General features: G+C 63.3%; 16 protein-coding genes. All 16 read right to left on the bottom strand.

Annotation, left to right across the window (positions count from 1 at the left end; translation table 11 throughout):
- Nucleotides 1–29 precede the first annotated feature (29 nt).
- A complete protein-coding gene (locus O6R08_RS06700) occupies nucleotides 30–2,324 on the bottom strand; it encodes an ATP-dependent DNA helicase RecG (protein WP_271417436.1) in 2,295 nt (764 codons plus the stop codon).
- A gap of 15 nt (nucleotides 2,325–2,339) precedes the next feature.
- Nucleotides 2,340–2,525, bottom strand: a complete 186-nt coding sequence (gene rpmB, locus O6R08_RS06705) for a 50S ribosomal protein L28 (RefSeq protein WP_002514277.1) — start codon at nucleotides 2,523–2,525, stop codon at nucleotides 2,340–2,342.
- 130 nt (nucleotides 2,526–2,655) lie between these two features.
- Nucleotides 2,656–4,347 carry a ribonuclease J gene (locus O6R08_RS06710; RefSeq protein WP_271417437.1) on the bottom strand — a complete coding sequence of 564 codons (1,692 nt, stop codon included), beginning with the start codon at nucleotides 4,345–4,347 and terminating at the stop codon, nucleotides 2,656–2,658.
- 10 nt (nucleotides 4,348–4,357) lie between these two features.
- On the bottom strand, nucleotides 4,358–5,008 hold the full coding sequence (locus O6R08_RS06715) for a lysophospholipid acyltransferase family protein (RefSeq protein WP_271417438.1): 651 nt from the start codon (nucleotides 5,006–5,008) through the stop codon (nucleotides 4,358–4,360).
- Nucleotides 5,005–6,159: a glycosyltransferase gene (locus O6R08_RS06720; RefSeq protein ID WP_271417439.1), complete on the bottom strand. Its 1,155-nt coding sequence runs from the start codon at nucleotides 6,157–6,159 to the stop codon at nucleotides 5,005–5,007. Before O6R08_RS06720 ends, O6R08_RS06715 begins: the two co-directional genes overlap by 4 nt.
- Nucleotides 6,160–6,292: 133 nt before the next feature.
- Complete coding sequence (locus O6R08_RS06725; RefSeq protein ID WP_271417440.1) at nucleotides 6,293–8,032, bottom strand: pyruvate dehydrogenase; 1,740 nt, start codon at nucleotides 8,030–8,032, stop codon at nucleotides 6,293–6,295.
- Between the two features lie 107 nt (nucleotides 8,033–8,139).
- On the bottom strand, nucleotides 8,140–8,955 hold the full coding sequence (locus O6R08_RS06730; protein ID WP_271417441.1) for a DUF2993 domain-containing protein: 816 nt from the start codon (nucleotides 8,953–8,955) through the stop codon (nucleotides 8,140–8,142).
- A 16-nt stretch (nucleotides 8,956–8,971) separates the two neighbouring features.
- On the bottom strand, nucleotides 8,972–9,712 hold the full coding sequence (dapB, locus tag O6R08_RS06735; protein WP_271417442.1) for a 4-hydroxy-tetrahydrodipicolinate reductase: 741 nt from the start codon (nucleotides 9,710–9,712) through the stop codon (nucleotides 8,972–8,974).
- A gap of 178 nt (nucleotides 9,713–9,890) precedes the next feature.
- Nucleotides 9,891–12,095, bottom strand: coding sequence for a polyribonucleotide nucleotidyltransferase (locus O6R08_RS06740; RefSeq protein ID WP_271417443.1), 2,205 nt, complete (start codon nucleotides 12,093–12,095; stop codon nucleotides 9,891–9,893).
- Nucleotides 12,096–12,463: 368 nt separating this feature from the next.
- Nucleotides 12,464–12,727: a 30S ribosomal protein S15 gene (gene rpsO, locus O6R08_RS06745; protein ID WP_271417444.1), complete on the bottom strand. Its 264-nt coding sequence runs from the start codon at nucleotides 12,725–12,727 to the stop codon at nucleotides 12,464–12,466.
- Between the two features lie 160 nt (nucleotides 12,728–12,887).
- Nucleotides 12,888–13,820 carry a bifunctional riboflavin kinase/FAD synthetase gene (locus O6R08_RS06750; RefSeq protein ID WP_271419300.1) on the bottom strand — a complete coding sequence of 311 codons (933 nt, stop codon included), beginning with the start codon at nucleotides 13,818–13,820 and terminating at the stop codon, nucleotides 12,888–12,890.
- Nucleotides 13,821–13,858: 38 nt separating this feature from the next.
- Nucleotides 13,859–14,755 (bottom strand): tRNA pseudouridine(55) synthase TruB, encoded by an 897-nt coding sequence (gene truB / locus O6R08_RS06755; RefSeq protein ID WP_271417445.1) that lies wholly within the window; start codon nucleotides 14,753–14,755, stop codon nucleotides 13,859–13,861.
- A 34-nt stretch (nucleotides 14,756–14,789) separates the two neighbouring features.
- Nucleotides 14,790–15,227 (bottom strand): 30S ribosome-binding factor RbfA, encoded by a 438-nt coding sequence (gene rbfA / locus O6R08_RS06760; RefSeq protein ID WP_271417446.1) that lies wholly within the window; start codon nucleotides 15,225–15,227, stop codon nucleotides 14,790–14,792.
- A gap of 80 nt (nucleotides 15,228–15,307) precedes the next feature.
- Complete coding sequence (locus tag O6R08_RS06765) at nucleotides 15,308–15,919, bottom strand: hypothetical protein (protein ID WP_271419301.1); 612 nt, start codon at nucleotides 15,917–15,919, stop codon at nucleotides 15,308–15,310.
- Complete coding sequence (locus O6R08_RS06770) at nucleotides 15,916–17,088, bottom strand: conjugal transfer protein TraL (protein ID WP_271417447.1); 1,173 nt, start codon at nucleotides 17,086–17,088, stop codon at nucleotides 15,916–15,918. Before O6R08_RS06770 ends, O6R08_RS06765 begins: the two co-directional genes overlap by 4 nt.
- Nucleotides 17,085–17,870, bottom strand: a complete 786-nt coding sequence (locus O6R08_RS06775; protein ID WP_271417448.1) for an ABC transporter ATP-binding protein — start codon at nucleotides 17,868–17,870, stop codon at nucleotides 17,085–17,087. Before O6R08_RS06775 ends, O6R08_RS06770 begins: the two co-directional genes overlap by 4 nt.
- Between the last annotated feature and the right edge of the window lie 70 nt (nucleotides 17,871–17,940).

Genomic DNA, 17,940 nt, shown 5'->3' on the forward strand with positions numbered 1-17,940 from the left:
ACGATCCGGACCTTTCCCATGCCTGCGGTTCACCCCTGCTCCATGAGATCGCCCTCAGCCAGCATCTCCGTCGCGGTGACGACGTCGAGCAGCCTGGGATCCTCTGGACTCTCCCTGACCCACCGCTCCGCGAGATCCTTGGATGCAGTGACGATCTCGGCGTGGTCCAGCACCCGCAACAACCGCAGCGGCGAGGAATATCCCGACTGAGAGGATCCGAGCACATTGCCCTCATGACGCTGGGCCAGGTCCAATTCGGCCAGCTCGAATCCGTCACGAGATGAGGCCACTGCGGCGAGCCGCTCACGGGCAGTCGACCCGGCCGGGGCCGTCGTCACCAGCAGGCATAGGCCCGGAAGCTTGCCTCGCCCGATTCGTCCGCGCAACTGGTGCAGCTGAGACACGCCGAAGCGATCGGCGTCCATGATGACCATCATGGTCGCGTTGGGGACGTCGACGCCCACCTCAATCACCGTGGTGGAAACAAGGACCTGGGATTCACCGCTGGAGAACCGATCCATGACGGCGGTCTTCTCATCGGAGTCCAGCCGAGAATGAAGGGCGTCAATGCGTAGCCCTGATAGCGGACCGGATGCCAATTGCGGGGCAAGCTCCTCGACCGCAGCCGTCGGGGGACGGTCGCCCTCGGTGTCGTCGGCGTCGTCGCTGCTGATACGCGGACACACCACGAACACCTGGTGGCCAGACTCGCACTCCTCCCGGATGCGCTGCCACGCGCGAGCGAGCCATGAACTGTGGGCTGGCAGATCGACGACGGTGGTCTGGATCTCGGCACGTCCCGACGGCAGCTCTTTCAGGGTCGACACCTCAAGATCACCGAAAACCGTCATGGCAACAGTGCGGGGAATGGGTGTTGCGGTGAGGACGAGCTCGTGAGGTCGAGCGCTGTCCCCACTGGTCAGAATGCTGCGCTGCTCGACGCCGAAGCGGTGCTGCTCATCGACGACGACCAGACCGATGTTGTTGTAGATGACCTTTCCCGACAACAGGGCATGGGTTCCGATGATGATTCCGGCTGCCCCCGAGGCAATATCGGCCAGAGCGGCTCGGGTGCCAGCTGTCTTCATCGAGCCGGTGAGCAAGGCAACCCCCGTGGAGTTCTCCGGGGCGTCCAGACCACCACCGGAGGCCAGCTCTCCCAGCATCCCGGTGATCGTGGCGTGATGCTGCTGGGCAAGAACCTCAGTGGGCGCCAGCAAGACCGCCTGGTACCCAGCGTCGACAACTTGGAGCATGGCTCGCAAGGCCACGAAGGTCTTACCAGAACCCACCTCGCCTTGTAGCAGCCGGTGCATGGGGTGATCGGAGGACAGGTCGGTGTCAATGGTGTGGCTGACTTCGTCCTGACCTGCAGTCGGGGTGAACGGGAGCCTCGCTTCGAAAGCCGCCAGCAGGCCGTCGTCACGACGTCGGCACACCGGCGCATCATGAGTGTCGGCGTGACGTCGACGCACGGCCATCGTCACCTGGGTGGCGATGGCCTCCTCCCAGACCAGTCGCTCGGCACCGCGATGGGCTTCCTCCACCGAGTGAGGGTGGTGGATGGCGTGGTAGGCCTGCCACAGGCTCGGCAGATCAGCCTCCCGGCGCAGCCATTCGGGCAGGGTGTCCTCGAGTTCGGGGGTGGACTCCAGAAGCATCGACTCCACCGAGGCGATCTCCCAGGTGCGCAACTTGGAGGTCTGCGGATACAGACCCAGCAGGCCGTGGCGTTGCACCTGGGCAGCCATGACCTTGCCCTCCTCACGGCCCGCCACGACCTTGCCATTGCGGTCGATCATGACGAAGTCGGGGTGAACAAGTTGGGGATTGCCCCGGAACTGGCCCACCTTGCCCACGAAGATGCCGTGAGTATGGGCAGAGAAAATGCGCTGCCAGTACGAGACGATGTGCGGCTTGCCGAAAAAGGTGACGGGAAGCCGCGCGTTGCCGTCGGAGAGCATGACCTCGAGTCGTTGACGAGGCCGCCTCTCCCGACCTGTGATGGTCTTGTTGGTGTGAACCTCGACGCCGACGACATCAGCCACGACAGCGACCTCGGTGTCAATGACGAGGCTGGACAGATCTGTGGTCTGTGTGCCCGTCAGATAGCGACGTGGCAGGTGACCCAGGGCGTCGCCCACGGTCTCGACGTGCATGGCTGAGAAGGCCTTGGCTGTCTTGGCGCCCACCGCTTCAGCCAACGGACGATGAAGCTCCTGCTGGGTGCGGGTGCGCCACCGGGTCACTGTATTCACGTCGTCACCGTATCGGCAGACAACGACATCCAAACGACAAAGAACCCGCCTTGCGGCGGGTTCCATCGTCGAACGTGCGGCTCAGCGGCTGACTCGGCCAGCCTTGAGGCACGAGGTGCACACGTTCATGCGCTTGTGCGTGCCGTTCTCGACGACACGGACGCGCTGGATGTTCGGGCTCCACCGGCGATTGGTCTTCTTCTTCGACCAGGGGACGTTGTGTCCGAAACCGGGGCGCTTGGCGCAGATGTCACACACAGCAGCCACTGGGAGATCTCCTGTTCAGGGCCGGGCGCATGACGCACCCGACGCAATCGTTGGGTTCGGGGGTTCCTTCAGGAACTGGACAAGACTATACGGTTCACAGCCCAGAACCCAAATCGACAACTCCGTGCGCTCAGATCTTGACGACCACCGGCACGATCATGGGACGACGGCGGAAGGTCTGGGAGACCCACCGTCCAATGGTTCGGCGCACCACCTGCTGCAGCCGGTGAGTGTCGTCCATACCGTCCGACATGGCCTTCTCCAGCTCAGAGACGATCTGATCGGTGACCGCAGCGAAGGCCGAATCGTCCTCGGCGAAGCCGCGTGCCTGGATCGCCGGACGCGACACCACCGAGGCCGAACGGGTGTCGACCACAGTGACCACCGACAAGAATCCCTCCTCGCCAAGGATGCGACGGTCAGTGAGGGTGTCTTCGGTGAGTTCACCGACACCGGAGCCGTCAACGAGGATGTACGACGCATCAACCTTGCCGACGACCCGCGGCACCCCCTCGACCAGGTCGACGACCCCACCATCCTCGACGAGGACAATGTTCTTCTCATCGACTCCGGTGGCCTTGGCCAGGTCGGCGTTGGCGACGAGATGACGCACCTCACCGTGAATCGGCATGACCGCACGCGGACGCACGATGTTGTAGACATACAGCAGCTCGCCGGCCGCCGCGTGCCCGGAGACGTGGACCAGGGCATTGCCCTTGTGGACGACGGTCGCACCGAGCTTCGTCAGACCGTTGATGACACGGTAGACGGCGTTCTCGTTTCCAGGAATGAGGGAGGATGCCAGGAGAACGGTGTCGCCCTCCCCCACCTCGATGTCGCGGTGCTCGCGGTTGGCGATGCGAGCCAGGGCTGACAGCGGCTCCCCCTGGGACCCGGTCGAGATGATGACCACCTCGTCGTCGCGGTAATGATCAAGCTCACGCAGCTCGATGACGGTGTTGTCCGGCACATGGAGGTAACCAAGCTCCTGGGCCACGGCCATGTTTCGGACCATGGAACGACCGACGTAACAGACCTTGCGGTTGTGACGGACGGCCATGTTGAGGACCTGCTGGACGCGATGCACGTGAGAGGCGAAACAGGCGACGATGAGCTTCTTGTTCGCCTTCTCGAACACCCTCTCGATGGCCGGCTCGATCTCGGTCTCGGACTTGACGAAGCCCGGCACCTCGGCATTGGTGGAATCGACCATGAACAGGTCGACGCCTTCTTCCCCGAGACGCACGAAGGCACGCAGGTCGGTGATGCGCCCATCCAGCGGCAACTGGTCCATCTTGAAGTCGCCGGTATTGATGAGGGTTCCCGCGTCGGTGCGCACGCACACCGCCAGGGCATCGGGGATCGAGTGATTGACGGCAATGAACTCCAGGTCGAACTGCTCGCCCACCTCGGCGACGTCGCCCTCGTGGACGACATTGAGCTGGTATCCCTTGATGCGATGCTCACGCAGTTTCGCCTCAACCAGCGCCAAGGTCAGCTTGGACCCGTAGATCGGGATGTCGGGGCGACGCTTCAGCAGATAAGGCACAGCCCCGATGTGGTCCTCGTGGCCGTGAGTGAGTACCAGAGCCTTGACACGGGAGAGCTTGTCCTCATCGAGGTAGTCCAGGCCGGGAAGCAGCAGGTCAACTCCCGGATGGTCGTCCTCGGGGAAGAGCACCCCACAGTCAATGAGGAGCATCTCCCCATTGATCTCGTAGCACGACATATTGCGTCCAACGTCCCCCAGGCCTCCTAGGGGGATGATGCGCAATACGTCAGGTTGCAGGTCCGGGGGTGGCGTCAATCCAGTCTCAGGCACAGCATGAAGCCTATCGGGAGACTCCGACAGATTCGCCCCGATGTGTTCGGGCCGCCTCATCAAGGGCACGGGAGACGAAGTCCTCAGCTCGCTGACGCAGTTCTTCGCGGGCCTGACGGCGCGGCAGGGTCTCCTTGGCGTACATCGCTGGTCCCACCTTGGCTTCCAACTGTGGACGGCGCCACCTGACTCCAAGGTTGCGCCCAGACGGCACCAGGGCCACTGGGACAATCGGGGCGCCGGTACGCACCGCGAGGGCAAAGGCTCCGGGGTGGAAGGTCTCGGTAGAGGTCCCGTAACTGGTGATACGTCCTTCCGGGTAAATGACGACGCACTCACCGTCATCAAGTGCCCGTGCATTGACCGAGAAGAACCTGCCCACCTCAGCAGGGTCAACCGGAATCGTGCCGAAGGCTCGCAGGATGAGCCCGGCCACAGGAATCTCGAAGTTCGACGTTTGAGAATTGAACCTCAGAATGGTCGGCCAGAACACCCGAACCAAGGCCAGGGAGTCGAAATCATGAACGTGATTGCTGACGATGATCGTACCCGGCTCAACATGGTGGTGTCCTCGCCGACGAAAGGCGAAGGTCACCTCGGTGAGAACCACCGAGACCGGCACGATCACCGTCAGATAGGCCAGACGTTGGACCTTGTTCATCCCATCGGCTCCGAGACGGCGTCGTCAAACATCTCGGCCAACAACCGAGCCGATCTGGCCAGGCCGTACTCCTGGCCACAGGTTGCCTGGGCCTGCCCCGCAATCTCACGCTGCTGCGGGTGTTCCAGCCACCAGTCGATCTCGGCAGCCATTTGCACCGGGTCGCGCGGCGGGCACAGACCGTGGTCAGGAACCCGACAGAATTGACTGGTTGCCGACAGCGGACTGTCGACGATGAGACAGGGCAGGCCAACCAGGGACGCCTCCAGAGCTGCCAGGGACTCAATCTCGACGTCTGCTGGGTGGACGTAGAGGTCAGCGGCTCTCAGTTCTGCGATGAGGTCGTCGGGACGGTCATGATGAACGAAGCAGGCGTCAACCCCGGCACGCTCAGCTCGTTTCTGCAACCACTCGCGTTGCGGCCCGCGACCGGCAACGACCAGACGGATTCGATCGCGATGTCGAGACCTGGCAATGGCGTCGACAAGGACCTCGATCCGCTTCTCCGGTGAGAGTCTGCCGACAGTCATGACGGTGGCAGGGCCAGGGCTGTCCAACGTCCACGTCTGGCGTGGTGGGCCGGGGCAGAACTCTGGCGGTGCTCCATTGGAAATGACGTGAAGATGTTGTTGGTACCCGTGACTGCGCAGCTGATCGGCGATGAATTGGCTGGGGGCATGGATGTGGGCAACATCGTGATAAAAGCCCCGCCACAGCATGCGATACATGTGGTCGGCAAGGTGACGAGCGTTGGCCAGGTGCAGGTTGTACGTGATGTTCTCAGGCTGGACGTGGAAACCCGCAGTGACGGGGACACCAGCATGCTGAGCCGCGTGTTTGGCACACACCCCCAACGGCGATGCCATGACGATGTGCACGATGTCAGCCCCGGCGACTGCTGAGGCCACAATTGCCACCTCTGGGCGCGCAAGATCGACATTTTGAAGATCAGCCAGATGAGTGATGATCGGCAGGTTCAGCGCAGGCACACTGACCACGGGAATCTCGCGGGTGTCTGGCATCGACGTCGAACCGACGCTGAGCAGTCGCACCTCGTGACCCAAGGCACGCAACGCGTGGGAAAAGCGGAGGGTGGAGGCCGTCGTCCCATTTCCTGGCCGAAGGGTGTCAACCACAAGAAGGATTCTCATGCGGCAGCACCGCCGCCCGTCATCGCCACTATTGCCTGCCCTCAATGCCATTCGGTCTTGCGTCCCACGATCCTAGTCACAATACGCCCGTGGGGCCCATCCACCCCGGATGGGCCCCACGACACGTGATATCTCAGAACCTTGGGATGTTCCTCATGTTGGACGTAGCCATCGAGACGGCCTCACCGGCACCACGGTTGAGCACGATCTTGCTCATGGCGGTGGCGAACCCAATCATCTGCTCACCCTTGATCTCGGGCGGCAAGGACAGGGCGTTGGGATCAGTGAGCACCTCGACGAGGGCCGGTCCGTCGAAGTCAAGGGCAGTCTTGAGCGCACGGCGCACATCCTTCGGATCATCAACCCGCTCGGCGTGATACCCAATCGCCTTGGCCACGCCAGCGTAGTTCACGTCGTGGACGTCAGTCCCGAAATCAGGCAACCCATTGACAAGCATCTCCAGCTTGACCATCCCAAGTGTGGAGTTGTTGAAAACAACCACCTTGATCGGCAAGTTGAGCATGCGAGCCGTGACGAGCTCGCCGAGCAGCATCGACAGGCCACCATCACCAGACACCGAGATCACCTGGCGACCCGGGTGGGAAGCCTGAGCACCGATGGCATGCGGCAGAGCGTTGGCCATCGATCCATGCAGGAAAGAACCGATGAGACGACGAGTGCCCAACGGATCGATGTAACGGGCGGTCCACACATTGCACATGCCGGTATCAGCGGTGAAAATCGCGTCGCGGTCGGCCAGGTCATTGAGGACGTGGGCGACATACTCGGGATGGATCGGCTTCATGTGCTCGACATTGCGGGTGTACGAACCCACCGGAGCCTTCATGATCTTGGCGTGACGCTTGACCGTGGTCTTGAGGAACTTGTCGTCATGCTGTTTGAGCAGCGGAGTGACAGCGTTGCACAGTGCCTTGACGTCAGCATGGATCGGGAAGGAAACGTCGGTACGACGACCCAACTTCTCCGGACGGTTCTCAACCTGAACGGTCAAGGTGTCCGGCAAGAACTGGTCATAGGGGAAGTCGGTTCCCAACAAGATCAGCACATCGGCGTCATTCATGCCCTCGGCGGCGGCACCATAACCCAACAGGCCAGTCATACCGACATCAAACGGGTTGTCGTACTGAATGAAATCCTTGCCCCGCAAGGAGTGACCAATCGGGGCCTTGAGCTTGTCAGCCAAGGCCAGGACCTCGTCATGGGCACCCTCGACACCGGCACCGGCGAAGATGGCGACCTTGTTGACGTCATTGAGAAGGTTGGCGAGCTGGCGGACGTCCTCGGGATTCGGCTCGATGGAGGGACGACGGCTCGGCACGAAGACCGGGGACGGGGCGGTGGCCTTCTTGTCGCTGATGTCGCCAGGAAGGGTGATGACCGAGACGGTGCTACCCGCGACCGCGTGACGAATGGCCGAGTTGACGACGCGAGGAGCCTGGTCAGGAGTCGAGATCAGCTCGCAGTAGTCGGAGCATTCCACGAAGAGGCGGTCCGGATGGGTCTCCTGGAAGTAGTTCATGCCGATCTGCACGCTGGGGATGTGCGAGGCGATGGCCAGAACCGGAACCTGGGAACGGTAGGCGTCGAACAGGCCGTTGATGAGGTGCAGGTTGCCCGGGCCGCACGATCCTGCACACACAGCCAGCTCACCGGTCAAGGTTGCCTCGGCGGCAGCAGCGAAGGCCGCAGCCTCCTCGTGACGGACGTGGACCCAGTCGATCCCGCCCTTGACAGAACCGCCGGTCTTGCGAACTGCGTCAACGACGGGATTCAGGGAATCACCGACGATGCCGTAGATCCGGCGCACCCCCGCATCGAGGAGCTGTTGGACGAGCTGTTCGGCAACATTCATGAAAAGGACCTCCACGCAACTGACGACATGTGACGATCGGCCGAGCGGCCATCGACCACACTACGACTTCTTGACGTGTCATCAGGCCATCATTCGCGACCAGCAGATCACTTGCCCGTGAGGTCTGACAATTTCACCTCGGTTCCGACAAGGGAAAACGCCAGTCCTTTCGGCGTCGCCTTGAGAGATTCGTAACGCAAATTACCCAAATCCGGGAGGGTGAATCGCTCAGTGATACCTTCCAGAATGGGCTTGAGCAGGATGTCAGGAATCGGGATACCATCCAAACTCGCCGATGGGCTCGTCAACGTCACCCGCCGGGAGGTGGCCTCGATACCGGGGACGGCCGAGATACTGACCTCCACGTTGGCTCCCAGAACCGACATGTCGCGCACAACCGTCACCTTGCCGTTCTCACCGGCGTCGTCCTTGTACGTGATCTTTCCGCCGGCCAACCGAGACAGCTCAGCCCAGTCAAGCCTGCCAGTTGCCGACATGGTCTCGGCCACCGTTTCGGATGCCTTGCGGGCATGACGGATCCCGTTGGCGTGAATGTCGACGTCGCGGAAGGTCACGGTCGTCTCGTCTCGCACGACGGTCGCCGTCGGTATGGTCGCGTCAAGGCCTTGGAGCTCGTCGGTCAGCAAGGCTGCGAGGAAGGGACGATTACGAATCGTGACACCGACGCTCGACTCATCTGCTCCCAATGACTTGGCGATATTGGCCGCGACGTCCTTCTCAGTTCTGGCCCGGAAGGTCTGGTCAGTGATCACGGCCGCAGCCGCGACCACGGCGATGACGACGATGGCGACCAGCCACTTGATGAGGTGGCGGGGACGACGATCACGGTCAACCGTCACCACAGTACTGGGATCAATCTGGGGCCTGGGCACCAGCACCTGAGTCGGTTCAGTTGGCGTCATCAAGAAATCGGGACGCTCATTCAAGTCCAAGCAACCCTTCTATACCGATGGTCAATCCCGGATGATCAAGGACGCCGCGCACACCGGTGAGGACTCCCGACATGAAGGAGACCCGGTCCATCGAGTCGTGGCGGATAGTGAGGGTCTCCCCCTCGGCTCCGAAGAGCACCTCCTGATGGGCAATGAGGCCGCGTAGACGCACACCATGAACGTGAACCCCGTCGACGACAGCACCACGAGCCCCGTCCACTTGGCTCTGGGTGGCGTCCGGGACATCACCCAGTCCGGCCTCCTGACGGGCAGCAGCGATCTTGCTCGCCGTCGTACGGGCGGTACCGGAGGGGGCATCCACCTTGTTGGGGTGGTGAAGTTCGATGATCTCGACCGACTCGTAGAACTTCGCGGCCTGTTGGGCGAAGTGCATCATGAGCACCGCCCCGATGGAGAAATTCGGGGCCACCAGGCAACCGACGTTCGGATGATCGGCGAGGCGATCGCGCAGGGTCTGGTAGCGGTTGTCGTCGAAACCAGTGGTACCGACGACGGTGTGGATGTCATGGTCGATGGCCCAGGCCACGTTGTCCATGACAGCATCGGGGGTAGTGAAATCAACGATGACGTCGGCTCCTTGAGCAGCCGAACGGTCATCACCGCTGTCGATGGCGGCCACCAGCTCGGTGTCCTCGGCCTCCTCGACCGCGTGGCACACCGCAGCCCCCATACGTCCCTTGGCTCCGAAGACGGCAACCTTGATCATCGAGCCCTTCCTTCCTGATGGCGGCACCGGTCCGGGCACCGCGTCCAGATTACCCAGCGGCTGTGACATTGCTGAGAAATGACCCATCCGCGTACAACGAACGGGCTGTCCCGGCCAAAGCGCCAGGACAGCCCGTCGATGTCAGTCACTCACAGGGCGACGACTCCAGGATGATGACTCACTCCTCGGTGTCGTCGTCCTCATGGGAAGCCAGCACCAGGGAGAGCTTGCCTCGGTCGTCGACCTCAGCGATCTCAACCTCAATCTTCTGGCCCACCGACAGCACGTCCTCGACGGCCTCGACACGGTTGCCGTCATTGAGGTCGCGCATCTTGGAAATGTGCAGCAGGCCGTCCTTGCCGGGCAGCAAGGAGACGAAGGCACCGAAGCTCGTCGTCTTGACCACGGTCCCCAGGTAACGCTCGCCGACCTCGGGCATCTGCGGATTGGCGATGGCGTTGATCATCGTGCGCGCGGCCTCGGCGGACTCGCCGTTGTCGGCGCCGATGAAGATGGTGCCGTCATCCTCGATGGAAATGTTGGCGCCGGTGTCCTCCTGGATCTGGTTGATCATCTTGCCCTTGGGCCCGATGACCTCACCGATCTTGTCGACCGGAATATTCACGGTGATGATGCGCGGAGCGGTCGGAGCCATCTCGTCAGGAGAGTCGATCGCATCGTTCATGACCTCGAGAATGGCGGTGCGAGCCTCCTTGGCCTGCTTGAGAGCGCCCGCCAGCACGTCAGCGGGGATACCGTCGAGCTTGGTGTCGAGCTGCAGGGCGGTGACGAACTCGCTGGTACCAGCGACCTTGAAGTCCATGTCGCCGAGGGCGTCCTCAGCACCGAGGATGTCGGTGAGGGCGAGGTACTTGGTCTTGCCGTCCTCGTCGGTCTCGCTCATGAGGCCCATGGCGATGCCAGCGACCGAGGCGCGCAGCGGCACACCGGCATTGAGCAGGGCTAGGGAGGACGCGCAGACCGAACCCATCGAGGTGGAACCGTTCGAGCCGATGGCCTCGGACACCTCGCGGATGGCGTAGGGGAACTCCTCACGGGTCGGCAGCACCGGGATGAGGGCGCGCTCGGCAAGGTTGCCGTGGCCGATCTCGCGACGCTTCGGGGAGCCAACACGGCCGGTCTCACCGGTGGAGTACGGCGGCATGTTGTAGTTGTGCATGTAGCGACGCGTCGTGTCCGGGGAGAGGGTGTCGAGCTTCTGCTCCATGTCGAGCATGTTGAGGGTCGACACACCGAGGATCTGGGTCTCGCCGCGCTGGAACAGAGCGGAACCGTGAACGCGCGGGATGACGCCGACCTCGGCCGACAGGGCGCGGATGTCGCGGGGGCCACGGCCGTCGATACGCACACCCTCGTCGAGGACGCGCTTGCGGACGATCTTCTTCATGACGGCCTTGAAGGCTCCCGAAATCTCGGCCTCGCGCTCCGGGAAGGTCTCGGCGAGCTCGGCCTTGATACGGGTCTTGAGCTCGGACTCGGCCTCCTGACGCTCCAGCTTGGCAGCGATCTGCTCAATGCGGGAGAGCTCGTCGGCAGCCTTCTCCTCAACGGCGGCGTAGACGTCGTCCTCGTAGTCCTTGAAGACCGGGAAGTCGTAGGTCTCCTTGGGCAGCTTGGCGGCCAGGGCAACCTGGGCGTCGCACAGCACCTTGATGAAGGGCTTGGCGGCCTCCAGACCGGTGGCGACGACCTCCTCGGTCGGAGCGGTACGTCCGCCACGCACGAGATCCCAGGTGGCCGGGGTCGACTCGGCCTCGACCATCATGATGGCCACGTCACCGTCGGCCAGCACGCGCCCGGCGACGACCATGTCAAAGGTCGACTCCTTACGCTGATCGACCGACGGGAAGCACACCCACTGGTCGTCGATGAGAGCCATGCGGACGCCACCGATCGGGCCGGAGAACGGCAGACCGGCGAGCTGGGTGGACATCGAGGCAGCGTTGATGGCGATGACGTCGTAGTACACGGCCGGGTTGAGGGCCATGACGGTCACGACGACCTGGACCTCGTTGCGCAGACCCTTGACGAAGGAGGGGCGCAGCGGGCGGTCGATGAGGCGGCAGGCGAGAATCGCACCCTCGGAGGGGCGTCCCTCACGGCGGAAGAACGAGCCGGGAATACGTCCGGCGGCGTACATGCGCTCCTCGACGTCAACCGTCAGCGGGAAGAAGTCGATGGAATCGCGGGGAGTCTTGGCGGCCGTGGTGGCCGACAGCAGCATGGTGTCGCCATCGAGGTAGACTGCGGCGGATCCATCCGCCTGCTGGGCCAGCAGTCCCGCCTCGAAGCGGACGACGTGCTTGCCGAATTTTCCATTGTCAATGATGGCCTCGGTAAATTCGAGTCCGGGTCCCTCCACAGGGATGTCCTTTCGCAGGGCCGACCGCCGCCCGCTGGCGCTACAGAAAGCGCCTCTTGTCAAACCACACCGGTCTTCGATCGAAGCCGCCGGGATCGTGCCCCGGTGGCCACTACCGAGGACCCATGTGTCAAGGGGAGGCAGTCGACGGTTACAGTGATTCTGATTGTGACCTTCAGTCTAAGGCATCTGTGGGCAATCCCACGAATCACGATTTTTCGAGTGTTGTGAATGGGGGTGGCACCGTCATGGCCCGCTCACACGAATCCAGATACACGGATACGGCCACGAGCACAAACACACGAGCACAGGCATGACAACGGGGCGCCCCCGAAGGGACGCCCCGTCCTACGTTCGATCCGTGACGCTCAGCGACGCAGACCCAGACGCGCGATGAGCTCGCGGTAGTGCTCAATGTCGTTCTGAGCGATGTAGTTGAGAAGACGACGACGCTGGCCAACCATGAGCATCAGGCCACGGCGAGAGTGGTGGTCACCCTTGTGAACCTTGAGGTGCTCGGTGAGCTCGGCGATGCGCTTGGTGAGGATGGCAACCTGGACATCCGGGGAACCGGTGTCTCCGGGGTGGGTCGCGTACTCTTCGATGATCTTCTTCTTCTCGGCAGCATCCATCTCGGTGGGTTCCTTCCTGTCCGTTGCGCGGCGTCCCCGATGCTCTTGCTGCAGGGGACTCTTCGGCGGCCGCGGCCGTTCTGACGGCAACTTGGGTACAGTATCAGCTCCTCGCAGCGGACGCGAATCGCCCCGGCGACCCCCACCGTGTCGTCCAGACTCAGGCCAGGATCTTGCGCGCCGCGTTGACGTCGTCGCTCATCTGGGCGATCAGCGGCTCGACACCGTCGAACTTGATCTGCCCGCGCAGTCGCTGGGCGAAACTGACCTTGACGTCAACTCCGTACAGTTCAAGATCATCGCGATCAATGACGTAGGTCTCGACGCGCCGCTCGAGGCCGTCGAAGGTGGGATTGGTTCCCACTGAAATCGCGGAGGGCAGGCGGCGACCGGCGTGGGGACCACTGCCGGGCTCGAGCCATCCGGCATACACCCCGTCAGCAGGCACGGCACGCTGCTGCGGCAGGACGAGGTTGGCCGTCGGGAATCCCAGTTCACGTCCGCGCTGGTCCCCCATGACGACAACTCCGCCGGCCTCGAAGGGACGACCGAGCAGCTCAGCAGCCTCAGCGACCTCACCGGCCCCCACCACCTCGCGCACGCGCGTCGACGACACCGTGACCCCGGAAATGGCGACGAGATCCATCGCATGAACCTCGAAACGGCCACCGCCGATCTCCGAGAGAGCCTGCGGGGTACCCACGGCGTGACGTCCGAAGCGGAAGTTCTGACCGACCAGGACATGCTTGGGCTGCAGAGGGCCAATCATCCGCTCGACAAACGCCGCCGGGGACCAATTCGCGACCTCGGTGGTGAAGTTGACCACCCGCACTTCGCTGGCGCCAGCCTCCTTCAGCCATTCAAGACGTCGCTCCAGCGGGCACAACAGGACCGGCGCCCGGTCGGGGGCCAGGACGGTCAGTGGGTGGGGCCAGAAGGTGACGACAATGACATAGCCGGCTGGATCAAGCCTCTTGGCCTCCTGAACAAGGGCCTGGTGACCGCGGTGCACTCCATCGAAGTTTCCGATGACGACGGTCGACGATTCCTCGGGAACAGACACGCCCGGCAGTCTATGGTGCCAACCGCCCATGCCTCGAATCCGGACGCTTCGCTGTTCATTGGGAGCAGTCACACCAGCACGCAGATTGCCCGACTCCGGCCCTGCTCCCGGTCGTCGGGTCGGTAGAGGGCCAGCAACTCTCCTGTTGGGGCCAGCATGGCGGTGACGTCTGCGGGGACGGTGAGGTCAAGGCTCCTGCCCACCCGGATGGCGGACTCCTGGTCCTGCGTGACCTCGACGACGGGGAAACTCAACTGCGCAGCCTCGGCCATCGTCATCGGTGTGGGCGAGACGGCATCGTCGGCGAAGATGTCCGGGCAAGCCGCGGTGAGATCGAAAGGTCCGATTCGGGTCCGCCGCAGAGCCGTGAGATGACCCCCGACCCCCAGATCCGCCCCGACGTCGCGGGCCAGTGCCCTCACGTAGGTTCCCGAAGAACAGGTGACCGCGACGTCGACGTCGATCACTTCGTCGTGGCGCCGTATCGTCATCGCCTCGAATCGGGAGACGGTCACCGCACGCGGTTTCAGGACGACGTCCTCCCCGGCACGCACCTTGGCGTAAGCGCGCTGACCGTTGACCTTGATCGCACTGACGGCGGTGGGAACCTGCTGAATGTCGCCGGTCTGGCGTGACATTGCGGCGATGATGTCCTCGTCAGCGATCCCAGACGCGTCGGTGGTGGCCGTGACGTCTCCCTCGGCGTCGTCGGTGACGGTGCTCACCCCCAGCCTCATGGTGGCGGTGTAGTCCTTGTCGTGCAGGGACAGATGGCCCAGCAGTCTCGTGGCGCGGTTGACCCCGACGACGAGCACCCCGGTGGCCATGGGGTCCAGGGTCCCGGCATGTCCGACCTTGCGGGTGCCCATGAGGCGACGCACCCGCCCGACGACCTGATGGGAAGTCACTCCGGCTGGTTTGTCGACGACGAGAACACCAGAGGCGACGTCGGGATTGGCCTTCATCGGCCAACCCGGAAATGTGTCGGCGCCACGATCGTCACTCGTCCTCGTCCTCGTCGCGGTGACGGTACGGGTCAGCCTCACCGGCAGGCATGGCACCTTGGGAGCGGCGAGCGATCTCGGCGTCAGATGCGGCAGCTCGTGCCAGGGCGTCCTCGATGGACTTGGCGGTCTCAGGGGTGGCGTCGCGCACGAAGGTCAGGGTCGGGGCGTAGCGCAGCTTGAGTCTCTTGCCGACGGTGGAACGCAACATACCTTTGGCTGACTCGAGGGCCGCTGCCGTCCCGGCGATCTCCTTGTCACTGCCCATCGCGGTCCAGAACAAGGTGGCGTCACGGGAGTCCCCGGTCAGACGCACATCGGTGATCGTCACGAAGCCCAGGCGGGGATCCTTGACGCGGCGCTCAAGGGTCTCGGCCACCACGACTCGGATCTGATCGGCCAGTTTGGCGACACGTGGATTCGGTGTGTTCATGATCTCTCCTCGCCATCGGTGTCCTGAGCGGGTCAACCATCATTGCACACCATCCCCACCGGCGCACACGCCAGCTAGCATCAACGCGGAAGTCCGGGGGTGTGCCACTGCAGCACCAGTCCGACGACGACCAGCACCGCTGAGACTGCCAGGCTCAGAGGGTCCAGAGGGCTCTGGTTCAGCAGCGCCCACCAGTAGGGAGTCGCCGCGGAATTCTTGGTACCCAGGATCCAGCACGACAGGACGAAGATCGTTCCCGGCAGCCATGCCCAGGCCACTGACACTACGACGCTGGCGACCATCGCCATCCCCACCAGCAGGACATGGTTGCGCGCAAACCACAGCACCCACCACAAAGAAGTGGGCTGATCACCGTTGAACAGGACGGCCCATGCCACTGGCCAGATGAGCACGATGGCGGCCCACACCACCCTCATCGCGCGAATGGGACGGTCGGGGAAGGCCTGCTCCCGTTGTGGGTCCGGGGAGGAGAACAATACGGAGGCGAGGATGCCGCTCAGGCTCGAAGGCCCCAGCCCCACGTCAACAGACCTGTTCTCGGCAAACGGGACGGCGACGAGGTCGCCGCCAAGGTAATGGGCGCAGACTGCTCCCACCGTCAGATAGGCCACCACGGCCACCAGACCGCGACTGCGCAGGAACCATCCGAAGCCCGACATCCGACCCGTCATAGACAAGCCCTCACCTGTGACACCATGGATCGCAGCGAGTCCGGGGCGAGGGGCTGGCCATCCATCACCGACACCAGTGCGTCGTCAAAGATCTCGATCGCCCCGTCACACTGTGAGGACGTGGAATCCTCGACACCCAACAGATTGTCACCCAGCAGGGGTGCGGTGAGATCCCCGGCCCATTCTCTCGCCGTGGACGAGGTCGACACGTGCGTCCACACCGGCAGGTAACCGGCCTTCCCCGGCCCTCCCTCGGGGGCGTAGACAATGCGCTCCTGGACCCCGGCGCTCATCAACAGGTCATCGACGCGGCCCATCGCCGTCGCGTACTCCTCCAGCCGCCAGGACAGGTCACCGGAGACGCATGCCATGGATCCGTGCTTGCCGACCTCACGACACCGCCAATCATCCGTGGTTGTCCACACCTCTTCCAACCGAATAGTCGCTGCGGCGTCAACGATGACCACTGCCACCAGAATCGTCGCCGTGAGCCACCGCCACCAAGGCCCACCACCGGGTGTCGTGATCACGGCCACGAGCAGCAAGGAGACGACGATGACGGCACAATCGAGTCCAGCCCACAACGCGATGGCGTGCCAGGTGAGATGCGAAGGGGCGCCGTCGATGGCCGCAGGACCAGACCATCCGATGAGCAGGTCATAGGCCTCAGGAACGGCCCCCGCCACCAAGTAGACCGCGATGGCAGCGACAGCGGCGAGCAGATAGGAACCAGCCGCCACTCCAAGGACGGCCCCTAGGGCCAGGAATGCCGTGGCGGCCATGGCGGTGAGGACCGAACCCATCACGAGTCGCGGATCGGCGTCACCGGAAGCCACCACTGCGAGGATTGCGGTCGTTACCCCCACAGCCAGGAGCAGAACGGCTCCGACACCCACCACCCAGGTGGTGACGATGGCGGCGGTGGCGCTGCGCGGCCAGGCTCGGGATGTACGCGTGACCCCGGCGCGGCGAAGACGGGCACCGTATGCCACCCCGACTCCGCAGCACACTGGAGACAGGATGACCGTGTCCACCGAGACACTCCCCGTCGTCAAGGCGAAGGACTTCCACGCGCGGGGATACATGTGCATCAGGCCAATGCTCGTGGCGACCCACAACACGGCAAGCCCCAGCCCAGACCAAACGGCCTGCCGAAGACAGGCTTTCATCGGTCCCCCTCAGGGAGCTCGGATTCTGCGCGACCTTGCATCAGGTGCAGGTAGCCTCGCTCAGCCACTGACACGTGGTCCTGTGAATCAGATTCTCCTGCTGCAGCCATCAATTCGGGCAGCGTGCCGCTCCAGGTGATGTGTCCCCCATCGACCAGATGCACCTGGTCTGCGGACAGGGCGACGTCATCCATGAGATGGGTGGACAGAACGACGACCCGTGAGGCCGCCTGCTCGACGACGTGGCGGCGAAACGAGATCCGCTCCCCCGGATCCAGGCCCACGGTCGGCTCATCAAGAATGAGCACCTCGGGGTCGTGAACCAGTGCCGCCGCGAGGAAGACCCGACGCTTTTGACCACCCGACAGAGTACCGATGGGCTGGTGGGCGAATTGACCGACGTTCAGATCGGACATGACGCCTTGGCACCTGTGCCTGACCTGCGTGGACGGTACTCGATACATGCGCGCACAGAAGGTGAGAAAGTCTTCGACCGGCCACGACGGTGACCAGGTGCATTCCTGCGGAACGTACCCGATGTGGGCCCGGTATCCAGAGCCCTCCCGTCGTCTCCTCACGGGTTGCCCGTCACGACGTAGCGTCCCGGCCTTCGGTCGTTTGATTCCGGTGAGCACAGCAAGCATCGTCGTCTTGCCCGCACCATTGGGGCCGACAAGGGCACTCACTCCCACCGGAAAGGTGGCCGAAACCGGCCCCAGTTGCCACCCAGACCGGTATCGAACGACCACCTCGTCAAGTTCAATCGTGTCAGAACTCACCAAGTCAATTTACCGCTACGCGGTTCACGTTGAAACACTCGGTACCCGCCCCTCTGTCGGACGGCAAAACGCG

This window comes from Cutibacterium equinum (assembly GCF_028021195.1).
Lineage (GTDB): Bacteria > Actinomycetota > Actinomycetes > Propionibacteriales > Propionibacteriaceae > Cutibacterium > Cutibacterium equinum.